At 72.5% G+C, this 20,851-nt stretch carries 23 protein-coding genes; 13 read left to right on the forward strand and 10 right to left on the reverse strand.

Annotation, left to right across the window (positions count from 1 at the left end; all coding sequences use genetic code 11):
* The first annotated feature begins 7 nt into the window (after positions 1 to 7).
* Positions 8 to 2,218 (forward strand): HelD family protein, encoded by a 2,211-nt coding sequence (locus Vau01_RS16615; protein ID WP_239151631.1) that lies wholly within the window; start codon positions 8 to 10, stop codon positions 2,216 to 2,218.
* Positions 2,219 to 2,222: 4 nt separating this feature from the next.
* On the opposite strand, the gene galK is transcribed toward Vau01_RS16615, so the two are convergent.
* From galK to Vau01_RS64635, 4 genes are read right to left on the reverse strand one after another with little or no spacing between them, the layout of a single operon-like run.
* Positions 2,223 to 3,326, reverse strand: a complete 1,104-nt coding sequence (gene galK / locus Vau01_RS16620; protein WP_203993193.1) for a galactokinase — start codon at positions 3,324 to 3,326, stop codon at positions 2,223 to 2,225.
* Entirely contained in the window at positions 3,323 to 4,396 is a 1,074-nt protein-coding gene (galT, locus tag Vau01_RS16625; RefSeq protein ID WP_203993196.1) for a galactose-1-phosphate uridylyltransferase, read from the reverse strand. Before galT ends, galK begins: the two co-directional genes overlap by 4 nt.
* A gap of 13 nt (positions 4,397 to 4,409) precedes the next feature.
* Positions 4,410 to 5,627, reverse strand: coding sequence for an ornithine--oxo-acid transaminase (gene rocD, locus Vau01_RS16630; protein WP_275423943.1), 1,218 nt, complete (start codon positions 5,625 to 5,627; stop codon positions 4,410 to 4,412).
* 37 nt (positions 5,628 to 5,664) lie between these two features.
* A complete protein-coding gene (locus Vau01_RS64635) occupies positions 5,665 to 5,790 on the reverse strand; it encodes a hypothetical protein (protein ID WP_275423944.1) in 126 nt (41 codons plus the stop codon).
* Between Vau01_RS64635 and Vau01_RS16635 the strand changes: the two genes are divergently transcribed.
* The 7 genes from Vau01_RS16635 to Vau01_RS16665 all read left to right on the forward strand — a co-directional run bounded on the left by Vau01_RS16635 (position 5,789) and on the right by Vau01_RS16665 (position 10,338).
* Positions 5,789 to 7,381 carry a methyl-accepting chemotaxis protein gene (locus Vau01_RS16635; protein ID WP_203993200.1) on the forward strand — a complete coding sequence of 531 codons (1,593 nt, stop codon included), beginning with the start codon at positions 5,789 to 5,791 and terminating at the stop codon, positions 7,379 to 7,381. The two genes, Vau01_RS64635 and Vau01_RS16635, sit on opposite strands and share 2 nt — an antisense overlap.
* Before the next feature lie 84 nt (positions 7,382 to 7,465).
* A complete protein-coding gene (locus tag Vau01_RS16640; RefSeq protein ID WP_203993202.1) occupies positions 7,466 to 8,059 on the forward strand; it encodes a nucleotidyltransferase domain-containing protein in 594 nt (197 codons plus the stop codon).
* The gene (locus Vau01_RS16645; protein WP_203993204.1) at positions 8,056 to 8,295 is read left to right on the forward strand and encodes a hypothetical protein; all 240 of its coding nucleotides are present in this window, start codon (positions 8,056 to 8,058) and stop codon (positions 8,293 to 8,295) included. The genes Vau01_RS16640 and Vau01_RS16645 overlap by 4 nt, the downstream gene beginning before the upstream one ends.
* Positions 8,292 to 9,026, forward strand: a complete 735-nt coding sequence (locus tag Vau01_RS16650) for a metallophosphoesterase family protein (protein ID WP_203993206.1) — start codon at positions 8,292 to 8,294, stop codon at positions 9,024 to 9,026. The genes Vau01_RS16645 and Vau01_RS16650 overlap by 4 nt, the downstream gene beginning before the upstream one ends.
* Before the next feature lie 74 nt (positions 9,027 to 9,100).
* Complete coding sequence (locus Vau01_RS16655) at positions 9,101 to 9,637, forward strand: RNA polymerase sigma factor (RefSeq protein WP_203993208.1); 537 nt, start codon at positions 9,101 to 9,103, stop codon at positions 9,635 to 9,637.
* Positions 9,634 to 10,188 (forward strand): hypothetical protein, encoded by a 555-nt coding sequence (locus tag Vau01_RS16660; protein ID WP_203993210.1) that lies wholly within the window; start codon positions 9,634 to 9,636, stop codon positions 10,186 to 10,188. Before Vau01_RS16655 ends, Vau01_RS16660 begins: the two co-directional genes overlap by 4 nt.
* Positions 10,189 to 10,197: 9 nt before the next feature.
* On the forward strand, positions 10,198 to 10,338 hold the full coding sequence (locus Vau01_RS16665; RefSeq protein WP_203993212.1) for a hypothetical protein: 141 nt from the start codon (positions 10,198 to 10,200) through the stop codon (positions 10,336 to 10,338).
* Between the two features lie 29 nt (positions 10,339 to 10,367).
* Here the strand turns inward: Vau01_RS16665 and Vau01_RS16670 are convergent, their stop codons facing one another.
* The 3 genes from Vau01_RS16670 to Vau01_RS16680 all read right to left on the reverse strand — a co-directional run bounded on the left by Vau01_RS16670 (position 10,368) and on the right by Vau01_RS16680 (position 13,097).
* Positions 10,368 to 10,700, reverse strand: coding sequence for a response regulator transcription factor (locus tag Vau01_RS16670; RefSeq protein ID WP_203993214.1), 333 nt, complete (start codon positions 10,698 to 10,700; stop codon positions 10,368 to 10,370).
* Between the two features lie 121 nt (positions 10,701 to 10,821).
* Positions 10,822 to 12,360 (reverse strand): sensor histidine kinase, encoded by a 1,539-nt coding sequence (locus Vau01_RS16675; RefSeq protein ID WP_203993216.1) that lies wholly within the window; start codon positions 12,358 to 12,360, stop codon positions 10,822 to 10,824.
* Entirely contained in the window at positions 12,357 to 13,097 is a 741-nt protein-coding gene (locus tag Vau01_RS16680; RefSeq protein WP_203993218.1) for a response regulator transcription factor, read from the reverse strand. The genes Vau01_RS16675 and Vau01_RS16680 overlap by 4 nt, the downstream gene beginning before the upstream one ends.
* A gap of 144 nt (positions 13,098 to 13,241) precedes the next feature.
* Between Vau01_RS16680 and Vau01_RS16685 the strand changes: the two genes are divergently transcribed.
* Positions 13,242 to 14,630: a S1C family serine protease gene (locus Vau01_RS16685; protein WP_203993220.1), complete on the forward strand. Its 1,389-nt coding sequence runs from the start codon at positions 13,242 to 13,244 to the stop codon at positions 14,628 to 14,630.
* Here the strand turns inward: Vau01_RS16685 and Vau01_RS16690 are convergent.
* Complete coding sequence (locus tag Vau01_RS16690) at positions 14,622 to 15,926, reverse strand: FAD/NAD(P)-binding protein (RefSeq protein WP_239151632.1); 1,305 nt, start codon at positions 15,924 to 15,926, stop codon at positions 14,622 to 14,624. The two genes, Vau01_RS16685 and Vau01_RS16690, sit on opposite strands and share 9 nt — an antisense overlap.
* 211 nt (positions 15,927 to 16,137) lie before the next feature.
* Between Vau01_RS16690 and Vau01_RS65240 the strand changes: the two genes are divergently transcribed.
* Genes Vau01_RS65240 through Vau01_RS16700 form a run of 3 tightly spaced genes read left to right on the forward strand, consistent with a single transcriptional unit; the run spans position 16,138 to position 17,145 of the window.
* Positions 16,138 to 16,233: a putative leader peptide gene (locus tag Vau01_RS65240; RefSeq protein WP_373320252.1), complete on the forward strand. Its 96-nt coding sequence runs from the start codon at positions 16,138 to 16,140 to the stop codon at positions 16,231 to 16,233.
* A 40-nt stretch (positions 16,234 to 16,273) separates the two neighbouring features.
* A complete protein-coding gene (locus tag Vau01_RS16695; protein WP_203993225.1) occupies positions 16,274 to 16,738 on the forward strand; it encodes a cysteine dioxygenase in 465 nt (154 codons plus the stop codon).
* Complete coding sequence (locus tag Vau01_RS16700) at positions 16,732 to 17,145, forward strand: rhodanese-like domain-containing protein (protein ID WP_203993470.1); 414 nt, start codon at positions 16,732 to 16,734, stop codon at positions 17,143 to 17,145. The genes Vau01_RS16695 and Vau01_RS16700 overlap by 7 nt, the downstream gene beginning before the upstream one ends.
* 21 nt (positions 17,146 to 17,166) lie before the next feature.
* On the opposite strand, the gene Vau01_RS16705 is transcribed toward Vau01_RS16700, so the two are convergent.
* Complete coding sequence (locus tag Vau01_RS16705; RefSeq protein WP_203993227.1) at positions 17,167 to 18,504, reverse strand: APC family permease; 1,338 nt, start codon at positions 18,502 to 18,504, stop codon at positions 17,167 to 17,169.
* Positions 18,505 to 18,625: 121 nt separating this feature from the next.
* Here Vau01_RS16705 and Vau01_RS16710 point away from each other — a divergent pair, with 121 nt between their 5' ends.
* Positions 18,626 to 20,368, forward strand: coding sequence for a VanW family protein (locus Vau01_RS16710; protein WP_203993229.1), 1,743 nt, complete (start codon positions 18,626 to 18,628; stop codon positions 20,366 to 20,368).
* On the opposite strand, the gene Vau01_RS16715 is transcribed toward Vau01_RS16710, so the two are convergent.
* Positions 20,319 to 20,828: a hypothetical protein gene (locus Vau01_RS16715; RefSeq protein ID WP_203993231.1), complete on the reverse strand. Its 510-nt coding sequence runs from the start codon at positions 20,826 to 20,828 to the stop codon at positions 20,319 to 20,321. The genes Vau01_RS16710 and Vau01_RS16715 overlap by 50 nt on opposite strands.
* Between the last annotated feature and the right edge of the window lie 23 nt (positions 20,829 to 20,851).

Consider the following 20,851-nt stretch of genomic DNA (forward strand, 5'->3'; position numbering starts at 1 on the left):
AGTTCCTTTGTCAACCGAGCGCATCACGGCTGCCGGCCGCGACGAGACGGCCGCCGCCGAACTCGCCGCCGAGCAGCAGTACATCGACCGGGTCTACCGCCGGCTGGCCGTCCTGCGGGTATCGGCGGCCGAGTCGGAGAAGGCCGGCTTCAACATCGCCAAGGTCGGCACCTTCGGCGCGCTCGTCGAGCGCGACGCGATGGTCTACCACGCCGCGCGGCGGCGGCTGGCCCTCGACGCCGAGTACGAGGGGCTGGTCTTCGGCCGCCTCGACATGGGTCCCAACGCCCGCCCGCCCGACGACGGTCCGGCCTCCGCGCCGGTCGAGCCGGCCGTGCCCGGCGGCGAGGTCCGCTACATCGGGCGGCTCGGCCTGCGCGACGAGCGGTACGAGCCGCTCGTTGTCGACTGGCGCGCGCCCGCCGCGGCGCCGTTCTACCGGGCCACCCCCACCGACCGCATGGACGTGGTGCGCCGGCGCACCATCCGCAGCAGCGGCGAGAAGGTCGTGGGCGTCGAGGACGACCTGCTCGACCCCGAGGCGGCGCCCGCCGAGATGGCGGTCATCGGCGACGGGGCGCTGCTGGCCGCGCTCACCCGGGCCACCGGCGTCGGCATGCGCGACATCGTCGCCACGATCCAGCGCGAGCAGGACGACGCGATCCGCTCCCCCGCGTCCGGTGTGACGGTCGTGCGGGGCGGACCGGGCACCGGCAAGACGGCCGTCGCCCTGCACCGCGCCGCCTACCTCCTCTACAACGACCGCAACCGGTTCGAGTCCGGCGGTGTGCTCGTGGTCGGGCCGTCGGACGTGTTCGTCGGGTACGTCGCCCGGGTCCTGCCGTCGCTGGGCGAGGACGCGGTGACGCTGCGGTCGCTCGGCCAGTTGCTGCCCGGCTACACCGCCGACCGGCACGACCCGCCGGAACTCGCCGTCGCGAAGGGGTCCGTGCGCATGGCCCGCGTGCTGGCCCGGGCCGCCCGCGACAACGCGCCCGAAACACCGGGCCGGATCCGGATCCTGTTCAAGGGTCAACTGCTGCAATTGGACGGGCGTGCGCTCAGCGACGCGCGGCGCGACATCCTGAACAACGGGGCCAAGCGCAACGCCGTCCGACCGAAGGCCGCCGGCCTGGTGCTCGACACGCTGTGGCGCCAGACCGAGGAGCTCTTCAGCAAGGCGGCCCGGCCCAAGCGCGAGGAGTTCGCGCAGGAGATCGCCGAGCGGCCCGAGTTCCGCGAGTTCATGAGCAAATGGTGGCCCCGGCTGCGCCCGGTCGACGTGCTCGGCTGGTTCCGCGACGGCAACCGGCTGCGCCGGTACTGCGAGGGCATCTACTCGAACCAGCAGATCGGCGTGCTCACCCGCGGCTTCGCCCGGTTCGACCCGGCCGACCCGCGGGTGGAGGACATCGCCCTGCTCGACGAGCTGAACGAGCTGCTCGGCGAGCCGCCGGCCCGCAACCGGCCGAAGCGCGACCCGTACCAGGTGGCCGACGGCGTCCACGAGCTGTCGACCCGCTTCGAGCGCGAGGCGGCGGCCCGTCGCCTGGCGACCGAACGGCCGGCCGACTACCGCGAGTACGCCCACATCGTCGTCGACGAGGCGCAGGACGTGTCGCCGATGCAGTGGCGCATGGTCGCCCGGCGGGGCGAGTACGCGTCCTGGACGGTCGTCGGCGACCCGGCCCAGGCCGCCTGGCCCGACCCGGCCGAGGCCAACCGGGCGATGACCGAGGCGGTGGGCAAGCGCCGCCGCGACTTCGAGCTGACCACCAACTACCGCAACGCCGCCGAGATCTTCGAGGTGGCCGCCCGCGTGATCCGGCGGGCCGAGCCCGGGATCTCGCTGCCGACGGCGGTGCGCCGGGCCGGTGTGCCGCCGAAGCACGAGACGGTGCCCGAGCTGCGCCCCGCGGTGGAAGCCGCGGTGCGCGAGGTGCTCGCCGAGGTGGAGGGCACGGTCGGCGTGATCGCCACGTCGGTCACCCGCGACGAGGTGGCCGGCTGGCTCACCGGGCTCGCCGAGCCCCGCCTCCAGGTGGTGACCGGGCTCGACGCCAAGGGCATGGAGTACGACGGCGTCGTGGTGGTGGAGCCGGGTGCGCTGGCGGCGGAGGGCGCCAACGGCGTCCGGACGCTGTACGTCGCCCTCTCGCGGGCCACCCAACGCCTCACCACGGTGGCGACGAACGGCAACTGGCTCCCCGCCGCCTAGCGGGTCATTCGTCGCGCGCTGCGCCGCCGGCCGCCACGGCCTTGAACCAGGTCGGCTGGTTGAAGGCGCGTTCCGCGAACGCGGCCGTCACCGTGTCGGCGACCCGCTCGACCGCGTCGGCGTCGACCAGGGCGAGGACGCACCCGCCGAAGCCGCCGCCGGTCATGCGGGCGCCGTAGGCGCCGGCGGCGAGCGCCGTCTCCACCGCCGTGTCGACCTCGGGCACGGTGATCTCGTAGTCATCGCGCATCGACGCGTGTGACGCCGTGAGCAGCGGCCCGATGCCCGTCACCGAGCCACCGCGCAGTTTCTCGACCGTCGCCAGCACCCGCCCGTTCTCGGTGACCACGTGCCGCACCCGACGGGCGGTGACCTCGTCGAGTTTGGCGCACGCCGCCGGCAGGTCGGCCTCGGCCAGGTCGCGCAGCGCCGCGACGCCCAGCGTGGCCGCCGCCGACTCGCAGGACGCCCGCCGCGCGGCGTACTCGCCGTCGGCGTGGGAGTGCGGGGCCCGGCTGTCGACGACGAGCATCGCTAGGTCGTGCTCGGCCAGCGCGAACGGGACGTGTTCCCGGTCGCCGCTGCGGCAGTCGAGGAACATCGCATGGCCCGGCCGGCACAGCGTCGACGCGGACTGGTCCATGATGCCGGTCGGCGCGCCGACGTATGTGTTCTCGGCCCGTTGCGCCAGCGCGGGCCACTCGTCGCGCGGGAGGTCGAGCCCGCCGAGGTCGACCAGCGCGGCCAGCACCGCGCACGTGAGCGCCGCCGACGACGACAGGCCGGCGCCGAGCGGCACGTCGGACGCGATCGACAGGTCGAGGAAGGGCGGCCGGTGGCCGGCGTCGCGCAGCGCCCACGGAATGCCGGCCACGTAGGCCGCCCAGCCGGTCACCGCGCCCGGTGCGAGGTCGCTCTCGCCGATCACGATGGTCTCGCCGGTCTCCCGCGACCGGACCGTCCATTGTGGACCGTCGGCCGGCCGGGCGGCCACCGTGGTGCGCATCGGGATCGCGAACGGCAGCACGAACCCGTCGTTGTAGTCGGTGTGCTCGCCGATCAGGTTGACCCGGCCGGGCGCGCTCCACACTCCCGAAGCTGCCGTCACAGCGCCACCTCCCGCAACTGCGCCGCGGCCTGCTCCGGCGGAACGTCGTTGACCCACGCGCCCATCGCCGCCTCCGAACCGGCCATGAACTTCAGCTTTCCGGGCGCCCGGCGGTTGCTCGTCACCTGGAGGTGCAGCCGGTAGGCGTCGCGGCCGGTGCGGGCGGGCGCCTGGTACCAGGCCGCGATGTACGGCATCGACACGCCGAAGAGCCCGTCGAGGCGGCGCAGCACCTCCAGGTACACCGGCCCGAACGCGTCGCGGAAATCGTCGCTCAACGACGGGATGTCGGGCACGGGCGCCAGCGGATACACGTGGATCTCGTAGGGCCAGCGCGCGAAGGCCGGCACGAACGCCGTCCAATGATCATTTGCCGCAACCACGCGTGGCCCGCCGCTTTCGGCGGCCACCACATCGGCGAAAAGATCGGGGTGACGCGCGACAGAGGCCAGATGCTGGCGGGTGCGCTGCGGGATGTACGGGTAGGCGTAGATCTGGCCGTGCGGGTGGTGCAGCGTGACGCCGATCTCCTCGCCCCGGTTCTCGAAGCAGAACACCTGCTCCACCTCGGGCAGCGCGGTCAGGGCCTCGGTGCGGTCGGCCCAGGCGTCGACGACCGTGCGCACCCGCGCCGGCGTGAGCCCGGCGAACGAACCGTTGTGGTCGCTGGTGAAGCAGACCACCTCGCACCGGCCCGCGCCCGCCCGGGTCGGCGTCACCGGGGTGATCGACGTGCCGCCGACGCCGGCCACCCGCGCGCTGAACGACGGGAACCGGTTCTCGAACACCGCCACGTCGTAGTCGGCCGCCGGGATCTCCGAGGCGAAGTCCGGTGTGGACGGACACAGTGGACACTCGGTGGTCGGCGGCTTGTACGTGCGCGTCTGCCGGTGCGCGGCGACCGCCACCCACTCGTCGAGCAGCGGGTCGTACCGCAGTTCCGAGGCGGGCGGCGGCGGGGGCAGGTCGCGCGTGTCCGCCGCGGTGCGATCGGAACCAGGCAGATCGTCGAAGTAGATCAGTTCCCGACCGTCGGCGAGCGTGACGGCGGTGCGGTGAGGTGCGGGCACGCCGCACACCCTATTAGCCGCGCAGCACCTCGGCGAGCCGGTCGACCACCATGTGGATCTCCTCTTCGGTGACCACGAGCGGCGGCGCCAGCCGGAGCGTCGAGCCGTGGGTGTCCTTGGCCAGGACGCCGCGGGCGGCGAGCCGGTCGCAGGCCTCCCGGCCGGTCATCAGGGTCGGGTCGATGTCGATGCCGGCCCACAGGCCGCGGCCACGCACCGCGGTGAGTCCGTGACCCACCAGCGCGCCGAGCCGCTCGTGCAGCACGACGCCGAGCTCCGTCGCCCGGCGCTGGAACTCGCCGGTGGCCAGCAGGTCGACGACCGCGCGGCCGACCGCGCACGCCATCGGGTTGCCGCCGAACGTCGACCCGTGCTCGCCCGGCCGGAGCACGCCCAGCACCTCGCGCCGGCCGACCACGGCCGAGACCGGCACCACGCCGCCGCCGAGCGCCTTGCCCAGCACGTACAGGTCGGGCACGACGCCCTCGTGGTCGCAGGCGAACGTGTCGCCGGTGCGGCCCAGGCCGGACTGGATCTCGTCGGCCACGAACAGCACGTCGCGCTCGGTGCAGAGGGCGCGCACCCCCGGGAGGTAGCCCGGCGGGGGGACGAGCACCCCGGCCTCGCCCTGGATCGGCTCGAGCAGCACGGCGACCGTGGTCTCGTCGATCGCGTCGCGCAGCGCCGACAGGTCGCCGTACGGAACGGTGCGGAACCCGGGCGTGTAGGGGCCGTAGTCGGCGCGCGCCTCGGGGTCGGTGGAGAAGCTGATGATGGTGGTGGTGCGGCCGTGGAAGTTGTTCTCGGCGACCACGATCGTCGCGCGCCCGTCGGGTACGCCCTTGACCTTGTAGCCCCACTTGCGGGCCACCTTGATCGCGGTCTCGACCGCCTCGGCGCCGCTGTTCATCGGCAGGGTGAGGTCGGTGCGGCAGAGCTCGGCCAGCTCGCGGCAGAACGGGCCGAACTGGTCGTGCAGGAACGCCCGGCTGGTGAGCGTCACCCGGTCGAGCTGGTCGCGGGCGGCCGCGACCACCGCCGGGTGGCGGTGCCCGAAGTTCAGGGCCGAGTAACCGGCGAGACAGTCGAGGTAGCGCCGGCCGTCGACGTCGGTGACCCAGGCGCCCTCGGCGGCGGCGGCGACCACCGGCAGCGGGTGGTAATTGTGCGCGGTGTACCGCTCGGCCTCCTGAACCAGGGGCGTGGTCAGATCGTGGTGCACCGCCGTCACAACGGGTCTCCTCTCCGTACCGGTCTCGATCGACCCATCATCCATTGCCGGCCCGCACGCCGACGAAGTGATTCGTTGCGTGCCGGCGGGCGATGGCGACGATTCGTTGCGCGGCGTGCCGACCGGCGTCGACCGAACGTTCCCCCGCGTAGGTTGCGGTCATGGTCGAGTCCTGGCTCCGTAACCGCGGGTTCGGCACGAAGATCCTGCTATTGAGCGCGATCGCCCTCGCCGGGATCGGGATCAGCGCGGTGGTCGGCGTGGTGGCGCAGTCGCGCAGCGAGGAGGGTGCCGACCAGCTCGCCGTCGCGGCCACCCTCACCCGCGAGGCGCTCGAAGCCGACATGGGGCACGACGCGATCCGCGGCGACGTGCTGCGGGCCCTGCTCGCGGTCCGGTCGGCCACCCCGGACCCGGCCGAGATCACGGAGATCAACCAGGACCTCGCCGACCACTCCGCCACCATGCGCGACAAGCTGACCGACCTGGCCAACCCGCCGGCGCCCGCGTCGGTACGGGCGGCGACCGCGACCGTGCGCCCGCTCGTCGACCGGTACATCGAGCGGGCCACCGCCGTGGTGAAGTCCGCGATCAGCGGCGCCGGCACGGCCGGGTACGCCGACTTCTCGACGTCGTTCACCGAGGTCGAGGACAACCTGCCGGCCGTGGGTGACGCGCTGGAGGCGCACGCCGCCGACCTGGCCGGCGCCGTGGGCGAGCAGCGCCGCAGCACGGAACGGCTGCTGCTGCTCACCGCCGTGCTCGCCGGTGGGCTGTTCGCCGTCACCGGCTGGCTGATCGCGCGCAGCGTGGTGCGGACGCTGCGCCAGGTCTCCGGCGTGCTCGACGGCCTCGCCGCCGGCGACCTGACCCGCACCGCCGACGCCACCGGCCGCGACGAGATGGGCGTGATGGCCCAGGCCCTGAACGCGGCGATCGCCAGCGTCCGCGGGACGCTCAACGCGGTCACCGGATCGGCCGACACGGTGGCCACCTCGGCGGGCGACATGGCCCGCTCCACCGGGAACATCGCCGCCTCGGCCCACGACGTCAGCGAACGCGCCGCCGCCGCGGCCGACGCGGCCGACGCGATCGCCCGCAACATCAGCACCACCGCCGCCGGCGGCACCGAGATGGGCACCTCGATCGAGGAGATCGCCCGCAACGCCGCCGAGGCCGTGCGGGTGGTCAACGAGGCGGTCACGATGGCCACCCGGGCCAACGGGATCATGACGGAGCTGGGCGCGTCGTCGGGCGAGATCAGCACGGTGGTCAAGCTCATCACGACGATCGCCGAGCAGACCAACCTGCTCGCGCTCAACGCGACCATCGAGGCCGCCCGGGCCGGCGACGCCGGCAAGGGGTTCGCCGTGGTCGCGTCCGAGGTCAAGGACCTGGCCCAGGAGACCGCCCGGGCCACCGACGAGATCGCCCGCCGGGTCACCGCCATCCAGGACGGCACCAGCGGCGCGGTGACCGCGATCGGCGAGATGACCACGGTGATCGAACGGATCAACGAGTTCCAGACGCTGATCGCCGCCGCCGTCGAGCAGCAGAGCGCCACCACCTCGGAGATGAACCGCAACATCCACGAGGCCGTCACCCGCAGCGGCGAGATCTCCGAGACGATCTCGGCCATCGCCGGTTCCGCCCGGGCCAGCTCCGGCGACGCCGCGACCTCACAGGACACCGTCGGCACGCTGTCGACGCTGGCCGCGGACCTGTGCGGGCAGGTCGGCCGGTTCCGGCTCTGAACGGTATTCGGGCCGTGTTTTCGGGGCGGCGACGGGGTATCACCCTCAGATCCGCCGCCTCACCGACGAGAGGGCCTGACCGCGATGCCGCTGCCGGAGGACAAGCAACCGTTGATCGCCACCCTGAAACGGGTGGCGTACCAGCTCAAGCAGCTGGGGGTGCCCTTCGCCCTGGCCGGGAGTTTCGCCGTGTACGCCCGCGGCGGCCAGCCGTGCGACCACGACGTCGACTTCATCATCCGGGCCGAGGACGCCGAGAAGATCCTCACCGGGCTGGTCGAGGCCGGGTTCCGCGCCGAGGTGCCGCCGGAGGGCTGGCTGGTCAAGGTGTACGAGGACGACCGGCTGGTCGACCTGATCTACACGCCCGTGCAGCGCCCGGTGACCGAGGAGACGCTCGCCGACGTCGACGTCCTCTCGGTGAACGCCGTACACATGCCGGTGCTCTCCGCGACCGAGTTGATGATTCACAAGATGCTGACCTGGTCGACGCACTACTGTGACTTCGCCCGGGGGCTGCCGGTGGCCCGGTCGCTGCGCGAGCAGATCGACTGGGCCCGCGTGCGGCGCGAGACGGCGCACTCCCCGTTCGCGCGCGCGTTCCTCGTGCTGCTGGACGGGCTCGACGTCATCTCCCTGGCCGACCTGGCCGCGCCGTTGGAAAGGGTGGCGTCATGAACGAGTACACCGAGGGCGACATCCAGCACGTGCTGGCCGAAGACCCGCGCATCGCCGAGCAGGGCATCCGCGCCGTCCGCGTCGACGACGGGGTGGTGCTGGTCGGCGACGTGGAGAGCCCCGACCGGTGCGCCCAGATCGAGGCCGTGCTGCACGAGACGTTCCCCGACCTGACGGTGCGGTGCGACCTGGCCGTCACCCGGGTCAACGCACCGCAGGAGGTCGAAGCAATATGACGGGCGTCCGCATCGCCGCCGTGGGAGACGTGCACCTGGACGAGGACGTGCTCGGCCGGTACCGGCCGGCGCTGGAGCAACTCGGCGAGAAGGCCGACGTGCTGCTGCTCGCCGGCGACCTCACCCGCCACGGGACGGCCGACGAGGCGCGCTGCGTGGCGGCGGAGTTCGGTGGACTGGCGGTGCCCGTCATCGCCGTGCTCGGCAACCACGACTACAACTCCGACGAGCAGGACGCCGTCACGAAGGTGCTCGAGGATGCCGGCATCACAGTGCTGGAGAAGTCGTCGACCGTGCTCGACGTGCGCGGGGTGCGGCTCGGCGTCGCCGGGGTGAAGGGCTTCGGCGGCGGCTTCGCCGGCCGGTGCACCAGCGAGTTCGGCGAGCCCGAGAACAAGGCGTACGCCCGGCACGGCCGCGACGCCGCCGACGCGCTGGCGCGGGTGCTACAGGAGCTCGACTGCGACCTGCGGGTGGCCCTGACCCACTACTCGCCCGTTCCGGAGACGCTCGTCGGCGAGCCGCTGGAGATCTACCCGTTCCTCGGCTCGTACCTGCTGGCGCAGGCGATCGACTCGGCGCCGACGGCGCTCGCCCTGCACGGGCACGCCCACGCGGGCAGCGAACGCGGCACCACGCCCGGCGGCGTGAAGGTGCGCAACGTGGCGCACCCGGTGATCAAGCAGGCGTACAGCGTCTACGAACTGGAGCCCGCGGCGCTGGCCGTGTAACGCGGGCCCGTCCGCCTTCCAAGTACGGTAAATCTACTTGGGAGGCGGACATCGATCCTTCGACGGTTCCCCGCATGGGCCGCGATCCGGCCCTGTTCGAGCGCTTCTACGAGGCGCATTTCGACACCGTGCTGCGGTACGTCACGCGCCGGTGCACCGATCCCTACACGGCGGCCGACCTGACCGCCGACGTGTTCGTGGCGGCGATCGAGGCCGCGCACACCTACCGTCCCGAGCGGGGCGCGCCGATCGCGTGGCTGTACGGGATCGCGGCGAACGTCGTCGCCGGGCACCGGCGCCGTACGGCCCGGGAGTCGCTGATGTCGCGCCGGGTCGGCGGCCGGCGTCTGCTCGACGACGCCGACATCGCCGCGTTCGAGGCCCGGATCGACGCCGAACGCGCGGCCCGCGAGGTCCTCGCCCGGATGGCCGAGCTGCCGGACCGGCTGCGCGCGGTGCTCGAACTGGTCGCGGTCGACGGGCTGACCGTCGAGGCGGCGGCGCAGGCGCTCGGCATCCGGGCGGCGACCGCGCGCGTCCGCTTGCACCGGGCCCGGAAGCAGGTCCGCGACAACCCCTCCCCCGTTCTCGCATTGGAGTCCCGGCCATGATCGATTTCAAGGAACGGCTGCGCACCGAGCTCGTCGAGTTCGTCGAGGAGCGCCGGCCCGAGCGGACGCCGCGCCGGCACCGGGCGCGATGGCTGGCTGTGCCGGCCGGCGTGACGGCGGCCGCGGTGGTCGCGGCGCTCGCCGTCGGGCCGCCGCGGCCGGAGCGGACCGTGCCGACCCCCATGGTGATCAACGAGGTCGGCTACAGCATCGAGCTCAAGCCCGACGGCATCGTCGAGATCACCCTGGTGGACCCCGCGGGCGCAAAGGCGCTGGAGCGCAGGCTCAACGAGCTGGGCATCCGCGCGGTGGTGCTGATCAGCTCCGCCGACTGCACGGAGCCCAAGCCGGAGCCGATCGTCACCCCGGAGCCCCTGATCGCGGGGTTCGGCACCGGGAAGTACGCGTTGCGCATCCGGACGTCGGTCATCCCCGCCGACGCCCACCTGCTGATCGTCTACGCGGCCGAGGACGACCAGTATCCGAACGAGGGCCCGGCGACAACCATGTTGGCTGCCGTGAAGACCGCGCCGACGTGCTACAGCCCGTAGCATCAGGCCATGTTGAAGAAGTTGGCTGGCCTGGCCGGGGTCACCGCGCTGCTCGCACTCGTACTCGCGTGCAGCATCGGTGGCGGCGACGATGACGACGATGACGATGACGACTTCGCGCCGGTCACCTCCGTGGTGAGCCTGCGCTAGAACCGCCCGCCGCGCCGGTGCGGCGTCGCTCAGGCGGCGCTGAATCGGCGGGGCGCGTTTCCGCTGTAGGCACGCAGCTGGTCGCCCACCAGGTCGGGACAGTTCTCCCGCACGAACGCGTCGGCGCCGGCTTCGAGGAGGCCGACGATCTCGGCCACCGGCGCGTCGTGGTCGACGAGCGCCAGGATCGGCGTGTCGGGGTACTCGGCGCGGGTGCGGCGCACGCGCCCCCGGTCGGGCCGGACGAGAACGATCGCGTCGACCCAGCGGTCGTCGGTACGCATCCGCCACTGCCGGGGCAGCACGCCCGCCAGCTCCGCGGCCACTTCTGGATTACCGTCCACCGTAACGATCCTGGTCATGCGATCGCTCCGCTTCGCTCCGCGATGCATTCCCGCGGGGCTCTGTTAATGATTCGCTCGCTGCGCTCGCTCATGGACTATTTTTCGCAGTTGAACCTGTGACAGGGCTGGGAGCGCTCTGTCAGCTCGCTTCCGGTTGTGTGGAGATCGCGTGCGCGACCTTCTCGGGCTCGACCTCGCCCACCGGAACGAACAGCGGCAACCGTACGACGAACCGCGCGCCGGCGCCCAGCGCCGTCTCCAACCGGATCGTGCCGCCGTGCGCGGCCACCAGCGCGTGGACGATCGACAGGCCGAGGCCGCTGCCCTTGTGCGCCCCGCCCTGCGGGATGGCGGCGCGGGTGCGCGACTGGTCGGGCCGGAAGAACCGCTCGAACACGCGGACGGCGTCGTCGGGTGCGAGGCCGGGGCCGGAGTCGGCCACCGACAGGATGACCTCACCCTGCACGCCCCGTCCGGTGACGGTCTCCACGGTGACGGTGACCGGCGTGCCCGCCGGCGTGTGCTGGACGGCGTTGTTGAGCAGGTTCCCGATCACCTGCCGCAGCTGCAGCTCGTCGCCGACGACAACCGGTGGCCGGTCGGCGGCCGGCACCAGCCGGATCGGGTGGTCGTCCTGCGTGGCGGTGGTGTCGTGGACGGCGTCGGCGGCCAGCGACAGCAGGTCGACCGGAACCGCCTGGATGGGGCGGTGCTGGTCGAGACGGGCCAGCAGGAGCAGGTCCTCCACCAGCGCGCTCATCCGGGTGGCGTGGTGCTCGATGCGGCTGATGACGTGCGCGGGCTCGCCGCCGCCCTGGCGGTACAGCTCGGCGAAGCCGCGGATCGCGGTGAGCGGGGTGCGCAGCTCGTGGCTGGCGTCGGCGGCGAACCGGCGCATCCGGGCCTCCGACGCGCGGGCCTCGGCCTCGGACCGTTCCCGGGCCCGGAAGGCGTACTCGATCTCGCCGAGCATCGCGTTGAAGGCGGCCGCCAGCCGCCCGACCTCCGTGTCGGGATGACTGGTCGGCACGCGGCGGCTCAGGTCGCCGGCGGCGATCTCGCGCGCGGTGCGCTCCACCTGGAGCAGCCGCCGCAGGCTCGCCCGCACCATCGCGTACCCCACGATGGCCAGCACCGCCAGGACCATCGCACCGACGACGACGTGCACCGTGGCGAGCTTGCCGACCGTGCTGGAGACCTCGTCGAGCAGGATGGCGACGATCACCGAGCCGGAATCGTCGGGCAACGGGGTGACCAGCACCCGCCACTGCGGGCCGCGCCGGCTCACCGACGAGGTGCTGAACGGTTTCCCGGCCACCTTGTGCGCGTACTCGATGGTGACCTGGGGCAGGCGCGGTTCGCTCTGCTGGGTGTCGTCGGTGAAGAGGAAGCCGCTGCCGCCGCCCTGCCGGTTGACCTCGGCCACGGCGAGAGCCGACCAGCCCACCGGCAGGCTCAGGTAGTTCCGCAGCATGTCCTGGCTCTGGTGCAGTTCCAGCATCATCTGCGTGGCCTGGCCCAGCTGGACATCGACCCGCTGCACGAGGAACCCGCGCAGCGCGTAGGTGCCGGCCGCGCCGCTCGCACCCAGCGCCATGGTCACCAGCACCAGCACCGATGTGACGAGAGTGACCCGCAGCGGCACCCGGTCGGGCAGGGCGCGCAGCGAGGTGATCATCGCCGGGGCTGCCGCATGGTGTAGCCGACTCCGCGGAGCGTGTGAATGAGCCGGGGCTCGGTGGTGTCGACCTTCTTGCGGAGATAGGAAACGTAGGACTCGACCACGCCGCCGTCGCCGCCGAAGTCGTAGCGCCACACGTGGTCGAGAATCTGGGCCTTCGACAGCACCCGGTTCGCGTTCTCCATGAGGTAGCGCAGCAACTTGAACTCGGTGGGCGACAGCGAGACCGCCCGGCCGGCCTTCCACACCTCGTGCGTGTCGGCGTCGAGCTCGATGTCGGCGAACGTGATCCGGGCCCCGCGCGCCTCGCCGCTGGCCCGCTCGTCGACCCGGCGGAGCACCGCCTGGATGCGCGCGATCACCTCGGCGAGGCTGAACGGCTTGGTGACGTAGTCGTCGCCGCCCAGCGTGAGACCGTGGATCTTGTCTTCGGTGGTGTCGCGGGCGGTGAGGAACAGCACCGGCGTGCGGGTGTTCTCGCCGCGCAGCTTCTTGACGACCTCGAACCCGTCGAGGTCGGGCATCATGACGTCGAGCAGAATCAGCTCGGGACTGAACCTGCGCACCTCGGCCAACGCCTGACGGCCACTGGTCGCGCCGGCCACGTCGAAGCCGGCGTAGCGCAGGCTCGCCGAAAGCAGCTCGACGATGTCAGGCTCGTCGTCGACGACGAGCAGGCGCCGGCCGCTCCCGGTGCCGTCGAGCCGCTGGGCAGCGGCGGTTTCGTTAGTCATCGGCTACCACCATCCCAACACATATTGCCTTCTCCCTGGCAGCAACCTGGGAATTGGCTGTGAAGGAAATCGGACGATCTCTCCACAGCGGACTCTCAGGTAACGCAAAGCGCCCTCCCAAGCTGAGGGTTCACCTTTTACGGCATGACAGACCGCGAGCACCCTCAGCCGCCGGATCGCCAGCAGCCCTCCTGGCCCCTGGCCGACGAGACCCAGCGGCGCCCGGAGCGGGACGACCGCCCGGTCACCGACCAGCCCCACGCCGCACCGGCCGCACAAGCGGGTGCCGCACCGGCGAGCGCCGCACAAGCGGGCGCCGCACCGACAGGCCCCGACTTCGCCGCGCCGCCGTTCCCGCCCGCCCCGCCGGTGCAGGCCCCACGGCCCCCGCAGGCGCCGCAGGCCATGCCGGCTCAGCACGCCGGGCAGGCGCCGGGCCAGCCGGCCGCTCCCGCGACCCCGGCCTACGGCTACGCCCAGACCGCCGGCCACGCCCAGCAGGGCCAGCCCGCCGGCCACGCCCAGCCGGGCCAGCCCGCCGGCCACGCTCAGCCGGGCCAGCACGGCCAGCACGGCCAGTACGGACAGACCGGCCCGGGCGGCCAGCAGGGCCAGTACGGCCACACCGGTCAGTACGGCCAGACCAGCCAGTTCGCCCGGCCCGGCTACGGCGCCGGTGGCTACCCGGCCTCCGCCACCGGCTACGGGTACCAGGCGTACCAGCAGAGCACCAGCCCGCTGGGGCTGCCGACCCAGGCCCCGGCCGGGACCGCGCCGCACCAGCGGGGCGGCAAGCGGGCGGCGATCGCCGCCGGTCTGCTCGCGCTCATGCTCGGCAGTGGCGCGGTCGGCGGCGCCGTCGCCACGCAGTTCGACAATGACAACACCACCGGCGCGGCCGCCAACCGCGCACCGGCGGTCGCCACGGCGCAGACCGGTTCGCTCGCCGACATCGTGGCCGCGGTCTCGCCCAGCGTGGTCCAGATCAACGTGACCGCCCGCGCCGGATCCGGCACCGGGTCGGGCGTGATCATCGACTCCAGCGGCACCATCCTCACCAACGCGCACGTGGTCTCCGGTGCCAGCCGCATCCAGGTGCTGCTGTCGACCGGCAAGACCGTCGAGGCGACGTTGGTCGGTGCCGACACCAACGCCGACATCGCCGTGATCCAGGTTGACGCGGGCACGCTCACCGCGGCGACCATCGCCGACGAGGGCAGCATCCGCGTCGGCGACACGGTGCTCGCGTTCGGCAGCCCGCTCGGCCTCGAGGGCAGCGTCAGCGCCGGCATCGTCTCCGCGCTCGACCGCCAGGTCGAGGGCCGCTCGTCGAACCTCGACGGCATGATCCAGACCGACGCCGCGATCAACCCGGGCAACTCGGGTGGTCCGCTGGTGAACTCCGCCGGTCAGGTGGTCGGCATCGACACGGCGATCGCCACCACCAGCGAGCAGGGCGGCAACATCGGCGTGGGCTTCGCGATCCCGATCCAGGACGCCATGAAGGTGGCCAACACCCTGCGGTCACGCTGACACAGCGAAGGCTGAGACAGGGATGCGAGCGATCTGCTCGGCCTGGGCCCGGATCTCCGGTACGGCGGTCGTCTCCCAGAGGCGACCGCGGCGGGCGGGTCCCAGCACGTGGATCCCCGGCCAGGGCCGGCCGGCGCGGTCGGTGAGCCGGCCGGCCTCGTCGGTGTCGAGGCCCAGCCCGTGCGGACCGCTGCGGGCGACACCGTCGGCGATCAGGCCCGCCACCAGCGGATGCCGCAACGGGTTGCCCGGGCCGGTGCAGTTGACGACCGCCGCGAAGCGGCAGCTGCGCCCGTCCACCGTCACCGAAACCCCGTGCGGCCCGGCAGTGGCGCGATCGACCCGGGCCGCCGACACCCGCAGCCGGCCCGATTCCGTGAGCCGGTCGACCTTCGCCGCGATCGGCGGCGCCATCCGGTGCCGGTGCACGTCCCACCACCGCGCCGCGTGACGGAGGAACCGCTCGCGGCTCGCGGGCGGCAGTGACCGCCAGATGGCATCGGCCTCCGGACGGACCGCGTCGACCGCCGCGCGCCAGTCGCCTCCCGCCGCGGCCGCCACCCGCATCCGGCGCATGAGCGGCGCGATCCGCTCCCCCGCGAGGGCGGGCGGCGGGGCCGGCGCGCACACACCGTCCACATGGGACTGTGGCAATAGCCCGCGCCGCGACACGGCCACCACCTCGGCCCGCCCCGCCAGGCTCAACGCCACGTCGATCGCGGTGAGCCCGGTGCCGATCAGCAGCACCGGCCCGTCGGTGGGCACCTCCGCGCGGCCCCACGGGTCGCTCACGTACCGCGGGCTGCCGCGCAGGCCGCGCGCCCACGCCGGGTCGGTCGGCGCGGCGTGGCCGACCGCGAGCACCGCGGCGTCCGCGGCAAACTCCCGGCCATCCGCGGCAAGAACCATTGGACGCCCACCGCGCGCGAGCCGCAGCCCCGTGATCCGTCCACAGTGGACCTCCAACCGGCCCGGGTTCCGGTTCGCCGCCGCCGCCAGCCGGTCGCGCAGGTAGTCGCCGTACCAGGCGCGCGGTGCGAACGAGTCGCCGTCGACGGCCGGGTCGCGCCGGCGGCACCAGTCGACGAAGTCGGCCGGTTCGTCGTGCGCGACGCTCATCGTGCCGGCCCGCGAGTTGAGCAGGTGCCGCTGATCCGTGGTGCCGTAGGCCACCCCGCCGCCGAGCAGCGGGCCCGCCTCGGCGAGCACCACCCGATCGCCCGTGGAGCGGAGCAGGTGGATCGCCGCGAGCGTGCCGCTGCACCCGCCACCGATGACGAAGGTCGTATTTCCCACGATTTCGCTCCCATATAACCTATCTTGTTGATAGGCATTGTGACGCAACCGACGCTCGACTCGTAGAGGAACCGCAAACCCAATGACAACAAGGTTTATCGCGTTCCGACCCGGCTCGACAACGGTGTACCGACCTTCGCGTTCCCGGTTTTCTGTCCCATTATCTGGACAGATCATTGTCGGGAGCGCCGCAGGTTCCCACACTGGTCCCGTGGATACCGTGCGGGTGCCGCAGAGCACGCTGCTGACCGTGCGGCGCGCCGTCGACCTGGTCCGGTGCGCCAGCGCCCTGTGTTGCGCCGGCTGATGCGCCTGCTCCCCGTCCGTCCACAATCTTTGGAAGTGACATGACCGCGACCGTGACCGGCCCGCGGGCCGGAACCCCGACGGACCTTCTCGCCACCGCGCGGCGCCTCGCCGCCGACCCGGCGCACTGGCCGTCGACGCTGCATTTCGACACCGCCGACCGCTGGTACACCCGACTCACCGACGCCGGCGGCCACGAGGCCTGGCTGCTCACCTGGCTTCCCGGCCAGGGAACCGGCTGGCACGACCACGGCGGTTCCGCCGGTGCGTTCCTGGTGGTGGCCGGCCAGCTGCGCGAGGACACCATCGGCGGCACCCGGAGCCTCACCACCGGCACCGGCCGGCGCTTCGGTGCCCAGCACATCCACCGCGTCGTGAACGACGGCGCGCTGCCGGCGATCAGCTTGCACGTGTACTCGCCGGCGCTCACGTCGATGACCCGCTACGAAATGGTGGGCGGATCGCTGGTACGCCTGGCCGTCGAGCGGGCGGGGGCGGACTGGTGACTGTCAGCATCGCGCCGCCCGGCTCCCGCGGCATCGACGAGATCCTGGCGGCCGCCCGCGTCCGCCTGCACCGCATCGGCCCGGCGGACGCGCACGCGTTGCAGCGCAACGGCGGCGTGCTGGTCGACATCCGGCCGCACTGGCAGCGCAAGGCCGAGGGCGGCATCCCGGGCACGCTGGTGATCGAACGCAACCACCTGGAGTGGCGCTTCGACCCCCGCAGCGACGCCCGGCTACCGATCGCCGACCGCTACGACCTGCCGGTGGTGGTCGTGTGCTCGGAGGGCTACACGTCGTCGCTGGCCGCCGCCGCACTCCAGGACCTGGGCCTCTGGCGCGCGACCGACCTGGTCGGCGGCTACCGCGCCTGGTCCGCCGCCGGCCTCCCCGTCGAACCGGTCGAGTAGCCCGGCGATCCGCGCGGGCGGTCAGGTTCGGCGGGTGTGGGATACGGCCCTGGTCACGAGCCACACGGCCGCGCCGCCCAGGAGGAGCAACAGGGCCAGCAGGTAGATGCCGGCCTCGCGGCCGATCGGGAGCAGGAAGATCAGGGAGATCACCGCACCCGCCACGAGCGCCGGCGCCGGGGCGCGGAAGTGCGGGTGGTCGACCCGGTCCCGGCGCAGGACCAGGGCCGACACGTTCACCAGCAGGAACACCGCCACCAGTAGCAGCACCGTGGTGTCGGACAGGTCGGTGAGGTCGTCGACCGTGAACAGGAGCAGCAGCGACAGGCCGGTGGTGACGGCGATCGCGACCCACGGCGTCTGGCGTGACGTCAGGCGGCTCAGGGCCGAGGGGAGCACGTCGCGCTTCGACATGCCGTACAACAGCCGCGACGCCATCAGCATGTTGATGAGCATCGTGTTGCTGACGGCGATGATCGAGACGGCGGAGAAGATCTCCTCGGTGTCCAGGTTCGGCGCGCCCGCCTTCACCACCTCCAGCAGCGGGCCGCTCGACTCGGTGAGCACGTCGAGCGGCACGGTCATCGCCGCGGTGAAGGCGACCAGGAGGTAGATGATCGCGGCGCCGACCACGCCGGTCACCAGGGCCGGCGGGAACGTGCGGTGGGGGTCCCGCGTCTCCTCGGCCATGTTCACGGCGTCCTCGAAACCGAGGAACGCGTAGAACGCGGTCGCGGCGCCGGCGAGCAGGCCGGTGACCACGCCGAAGCCGGAACCGGCGAACTCGAACGCCTGCCCCGGGTTGCCGTCGCCGGAGGCCAGCACCCACGCGCCCACGCCGATCACGAACAGGAGCCCGGCGACCTCGACACAGGTGATCGCGATGTTCACCTTGATCGACTCGGCGACGCCCCACAGGTTCACGGCCGCCACCAGCAGGATGGCCACGCCGCCGATCAGCGCCATCGGCGGATCGGAGACCCCGAACAGCCCCTCGAAGTACCGCCCGCCGACGCGGCTGGCCGCGAACGAGGCCGACGTGACGCCGGAGGCCATCACCGCGAACGTCACCAGGAAGCTGAGGAACTGGACGCCGAACGCGCGGTCGACGTACAGCGCGGCGCCGGCCGCCTGCGGGTACTTGGTGACGAGTTCCAGGTACGCGAACGCGGTGAGGAACGCGAGCACGAACGCCACGAGGAAGCCGGCCCAGATCGCCCCGCCGGTGTCGGCGCCGACCTCGCCGGTGAGCGAGTAGATCCCGGCGCCCAGGATGTCGCCGAGGATGAAGAACGTCAGCATCGGGCGGGTGATCACCCGCCGCAGGTCGGTGCGTTCGTGAACGTCCTGCCCGGCCATGGCGGCTCCTCCCCGAGGGTGTCTGTCCGTGTACCCACCCGGGATCCGGCCCGAACCCGCTGATCGGATGACTGCCGTTTCAGGAGCGAAATGCGGACGAATGGCGCAAAGTGGAGCAATGGTGTCCCAGATCGACCACGTCGCCGCACCGTCGGAGGCCCCGGACCAGCCGCGCCCGATCCGCTGGCGGCGCGGCCGGGTGATCGCGCTCGCGGTGACCGTCGGCGTCGTCGCGGCCGGCATTCCGACCGGGATCGCCTACGCCGCCGACATCGCGCACGGCGTGCGGGTGCTCGGCGTCGACGTCGGCGGCCGGTCGACGGCCGAGGCGGCCGCCCTGTTGCGGAACCGGCTCGCCGCGAGGCTCGCGGCGCCGGTCCAGGCCCGGGTGGGCGATTCGGTGGTGACGTTCGCGGCGGCCGATGCCGGGCTCACGTTGGACGCCGAGGCGACGGCCAGGCGGGCGGCCCGCACCCGTCCGGCGCCCTGGACGGCGGTCTTCGGCTCACGAACCGTGGAACCCGTGGTGTCGCTCGACCTGGAGAAGCTGACCCGCGTCCTCCAACCGCACGTCGGCGCACAGGGCACCCCGCCGGTGTGGCCGGCGATCCGGTTCGACGGGCGCACCCCGGTCACCGTGGCGCCGCAGGCGGGCCGTGGCCTGGACCGCCACGCGGCGGCCGCGACGGTTCGCGCCGGCTGGCTGCGCCGGGCGCGCATCGACCTGCCGATCGCCGACGTGACCCCGGCGACCACCGCCGCCGACCTCGACAAGCTGAAGACCGGCCTGGCCGAGCCGGCGGTCGCGCATCCGGTGACGCTGACCGTCGACGGCCGCGACGTCGAGATCACGCCCGAGGCGATCGCGGCGAGCCTCACGATCGAGTCCGACGCGGACGGCCGGGTGGTGCCGCGGGTCGACCCGACGAAGCTGAAGACCGTGCTGGCAAAGGCGTTCGCCGCCGTGCAGACCCCGGCCACCGACGCGAGCTTCACCCTCCACAATGGACAGCCGACGCCGGTGCCGGACGCGCCGGGCCGCGCGGTCGACGTCGACGCGGCCGCCAGGGCGCTGCTCGACGTCCTCCCGCGGCCCGCACCGCGACGCATCACCGCGGGCACGGTGCCGGTGCCGGCGGCGCGGACCGCGCAGGCGTTGAGGGACCTGGGCGTCGTCGAACTGGTGTCGACGTTCACCACGAAGTTCCTGCCCGGGCAGAACCGCAACAAGAACATCAAGCTGGTCGCCGACCTCGCCCGCGGCACGGTGGTACCGGCCGGCGGGACGTTCAGCCTCAACCGGTTGACCGGCGACCGCACGCTCGCCAAGGGCTACGTGATGGCGCCGGTGATCGACGGCGGGAAAATCAAGAACGCGCCCGGCGGCGGGATCTCGCAGTTCGCCACCACCGCGTTCAACGCCGGCTACTACGCCGGAATGGTCGACGTCGAGCACCGGCCGCACTCGTACCACTTCGACCGCTACCCGGCCGTCATCGAGGCGACCACCATCTACCCCGAGCTGGACATGGCCTGGCGCAACGATTCCCCGCACGCGATCCTGATGGATACACAGTGGACGGAGACGTCGGTGACGGTCAGCCTGTTCGGCACCAAGCGGTTCGACATCACCACCGAGTACGGGCCGAAGTCCGGCATCACCGCGCCGCGGTCGATCACGCTCGCCGAAACCGACTGCAACAAGACCGACGGCATCCCCGGCTTCCGCCAGGACGCGTGGCGGGTCTTCAAGCAGAACGGCGTGGAGCTGAAGCGGGAGCGGTTCAGCTGGAACTACCGGGCCGAGCCGAAGTTCACGTGCGTGCCGGTGGCGGACACGACCGTTCCCCCGCCCACGCGGTGATACTGACGTTCACCTCGTACGGGGTGTCGTCGCCGGTGTTGTAGAGCTGGAGCACGCTGAGGTAGCTGACGACGGTCTCGATGACCCGGCAGTACCACAGGTGCACGAGCTTGTCGCCGGTCGGGTATGCGACGGGCACCGGTTCCCAGCCGTGCCCGTCGTACAGGCCGCGGAGTTCGGCCTCGCTGTAGGGCCGCTTGCCGAACCAGCGCCGCAGCACCGACGCGGCGGAGGTGTCTTCGCGGTTCAGCTCCACGCAGGCCTCCGTGCGGATCGGGTCGCGACCCCGCGCACCGGCCGGCCGGACCTGGATCGCCCGGTCGTCCTCGTACCGGTCGAGCAGCTTCCCCTCGTTGGGTGGCGGATGGCAGCCCGCGACCTTCCCCTGCTTCTCCTCGACGGTGAACAGAGCAACCACCAGCAGGGCGAGCGGAAGAAGCCAGATGAGCCGCCGCATCATGCCGGCGACTATATATCGTCCAT

It is taken from the genome of Virgisporangium aurantiacum, from assembly GCF_016863635.1.
Taxonomy (GTDB): Bacteria; Actinomycetota; Actinomycetes; order Mycobacteriales; family Micromonosporaceae; genus Virgisporangium; species Virgisporangium aurantiacum.

Bases quoted from the DNA above. Each gene is read 5' to 3' on its own strand.
- Vau01_RS16635 (WP_203993200.1), top strand. From the start codon at position 5,789: ATGGTCGAGTCCTGGCTCCGTAACCGCGGGTTCGGCACGAAGATCCTG.
- Vau01_RS64635 (WP_275423944.1), bottom strand. From the start codon at position 5,790: ATGACCGCAACCTACGCGGGGGAACGTTCGGTCGACGCCGGTCGGCAC.
- Vau01_RS16640 (WP_203993202.1), top strand. From the start codon at position 7,466: ATGCCGCTGCCGGAGGACAAGCAACCGTTGATCGCCACCCTGAAACGG.
- Vau01_RS16645 (WP_203993204.1), top strand. From the start codon at position 8,056: ATGAACGAGTACACCGAGGGCGACATCCAGCACGTGCTGGCCGAAGAC.
- Vau01_RS16650 (WP_203993206.1), top strand. From the start codon at position 8,292: ATGACGGGCGTCCGCATCGCCGCCGTGGGAGACGTGCACCTGGACGAG.
- Vau01_RS16655 (WP_203993208.1), top strand. From the start codon at position 9,101: ATGGGCCGCGATCCGGCCCTGTTCGAGCGCTTCTACGAGGCGCATTTC.
- Vau01_RS16660 (WP_203993210.1), top strand. From the start codon at position 9,634: ATGATCGATTTCAAGGAACGGCTGCGCACCGAGCTCGTCGAGTTCGTC.
- Vau01_RS16665 (WP_203993212.1), top strand. From the start codon at position 10,198: ATGTTGAAGAAGTTGGCTGGCCTGGCCGGGGTCACCGCGCTGCTCGCA.
- Vau01_RS16670 (WP_203993214.1), bottom strand. From the start codon at position 10,700: ATGACCAGGATCGTTACGGTGGACGGTAATCCAGAAGTGGCCGCGGAG.
- Vau01_RS16675 (WP_203993216.1), bottom strand. From the start codon at position 12,360: ATGATCACCTCGCTGCGCGCCCTGCCCGACCGGGTGCCGCTGCGGGTC.
- Vau01_RS16680 (WP_203993218.1), bottom strand. From the start codon at position 13,097: ATGACTAACGAAACCGCCGCTGCCCAGCGGCTCGACGGCACCGGGAGC.
- Vau01_RS16685 (WP_203993220.1), top strand. From the start codon at position 13,242: ATGACAGACCGCGAGCACCCTCAGCCGCCGGATCGCCAGCAGCCCTCC.
- Vau01_RS16695 (WP_203993225.1), top strand. From the start codon at position 16,274: ATGACCGCGACCGTGACCGGCCCGCGGGCCGGAACCCCGACGGACCTT.
- Vau01_RS16705 (WP_203993227.1), bottom strand. From the start codon at position 18,504: ATGGCCGGGCAGGACGTTCACGAACGCACCGACCTGCGGCGGGTGATC.
- Vau01_RS16715 (WP_203993231.1), bottom strand. From the start codon at position 20,828: ATGATGCGGCGGCTCATCTGGCTTCTTCCGCTCGCCCTGCTGGTGGTT.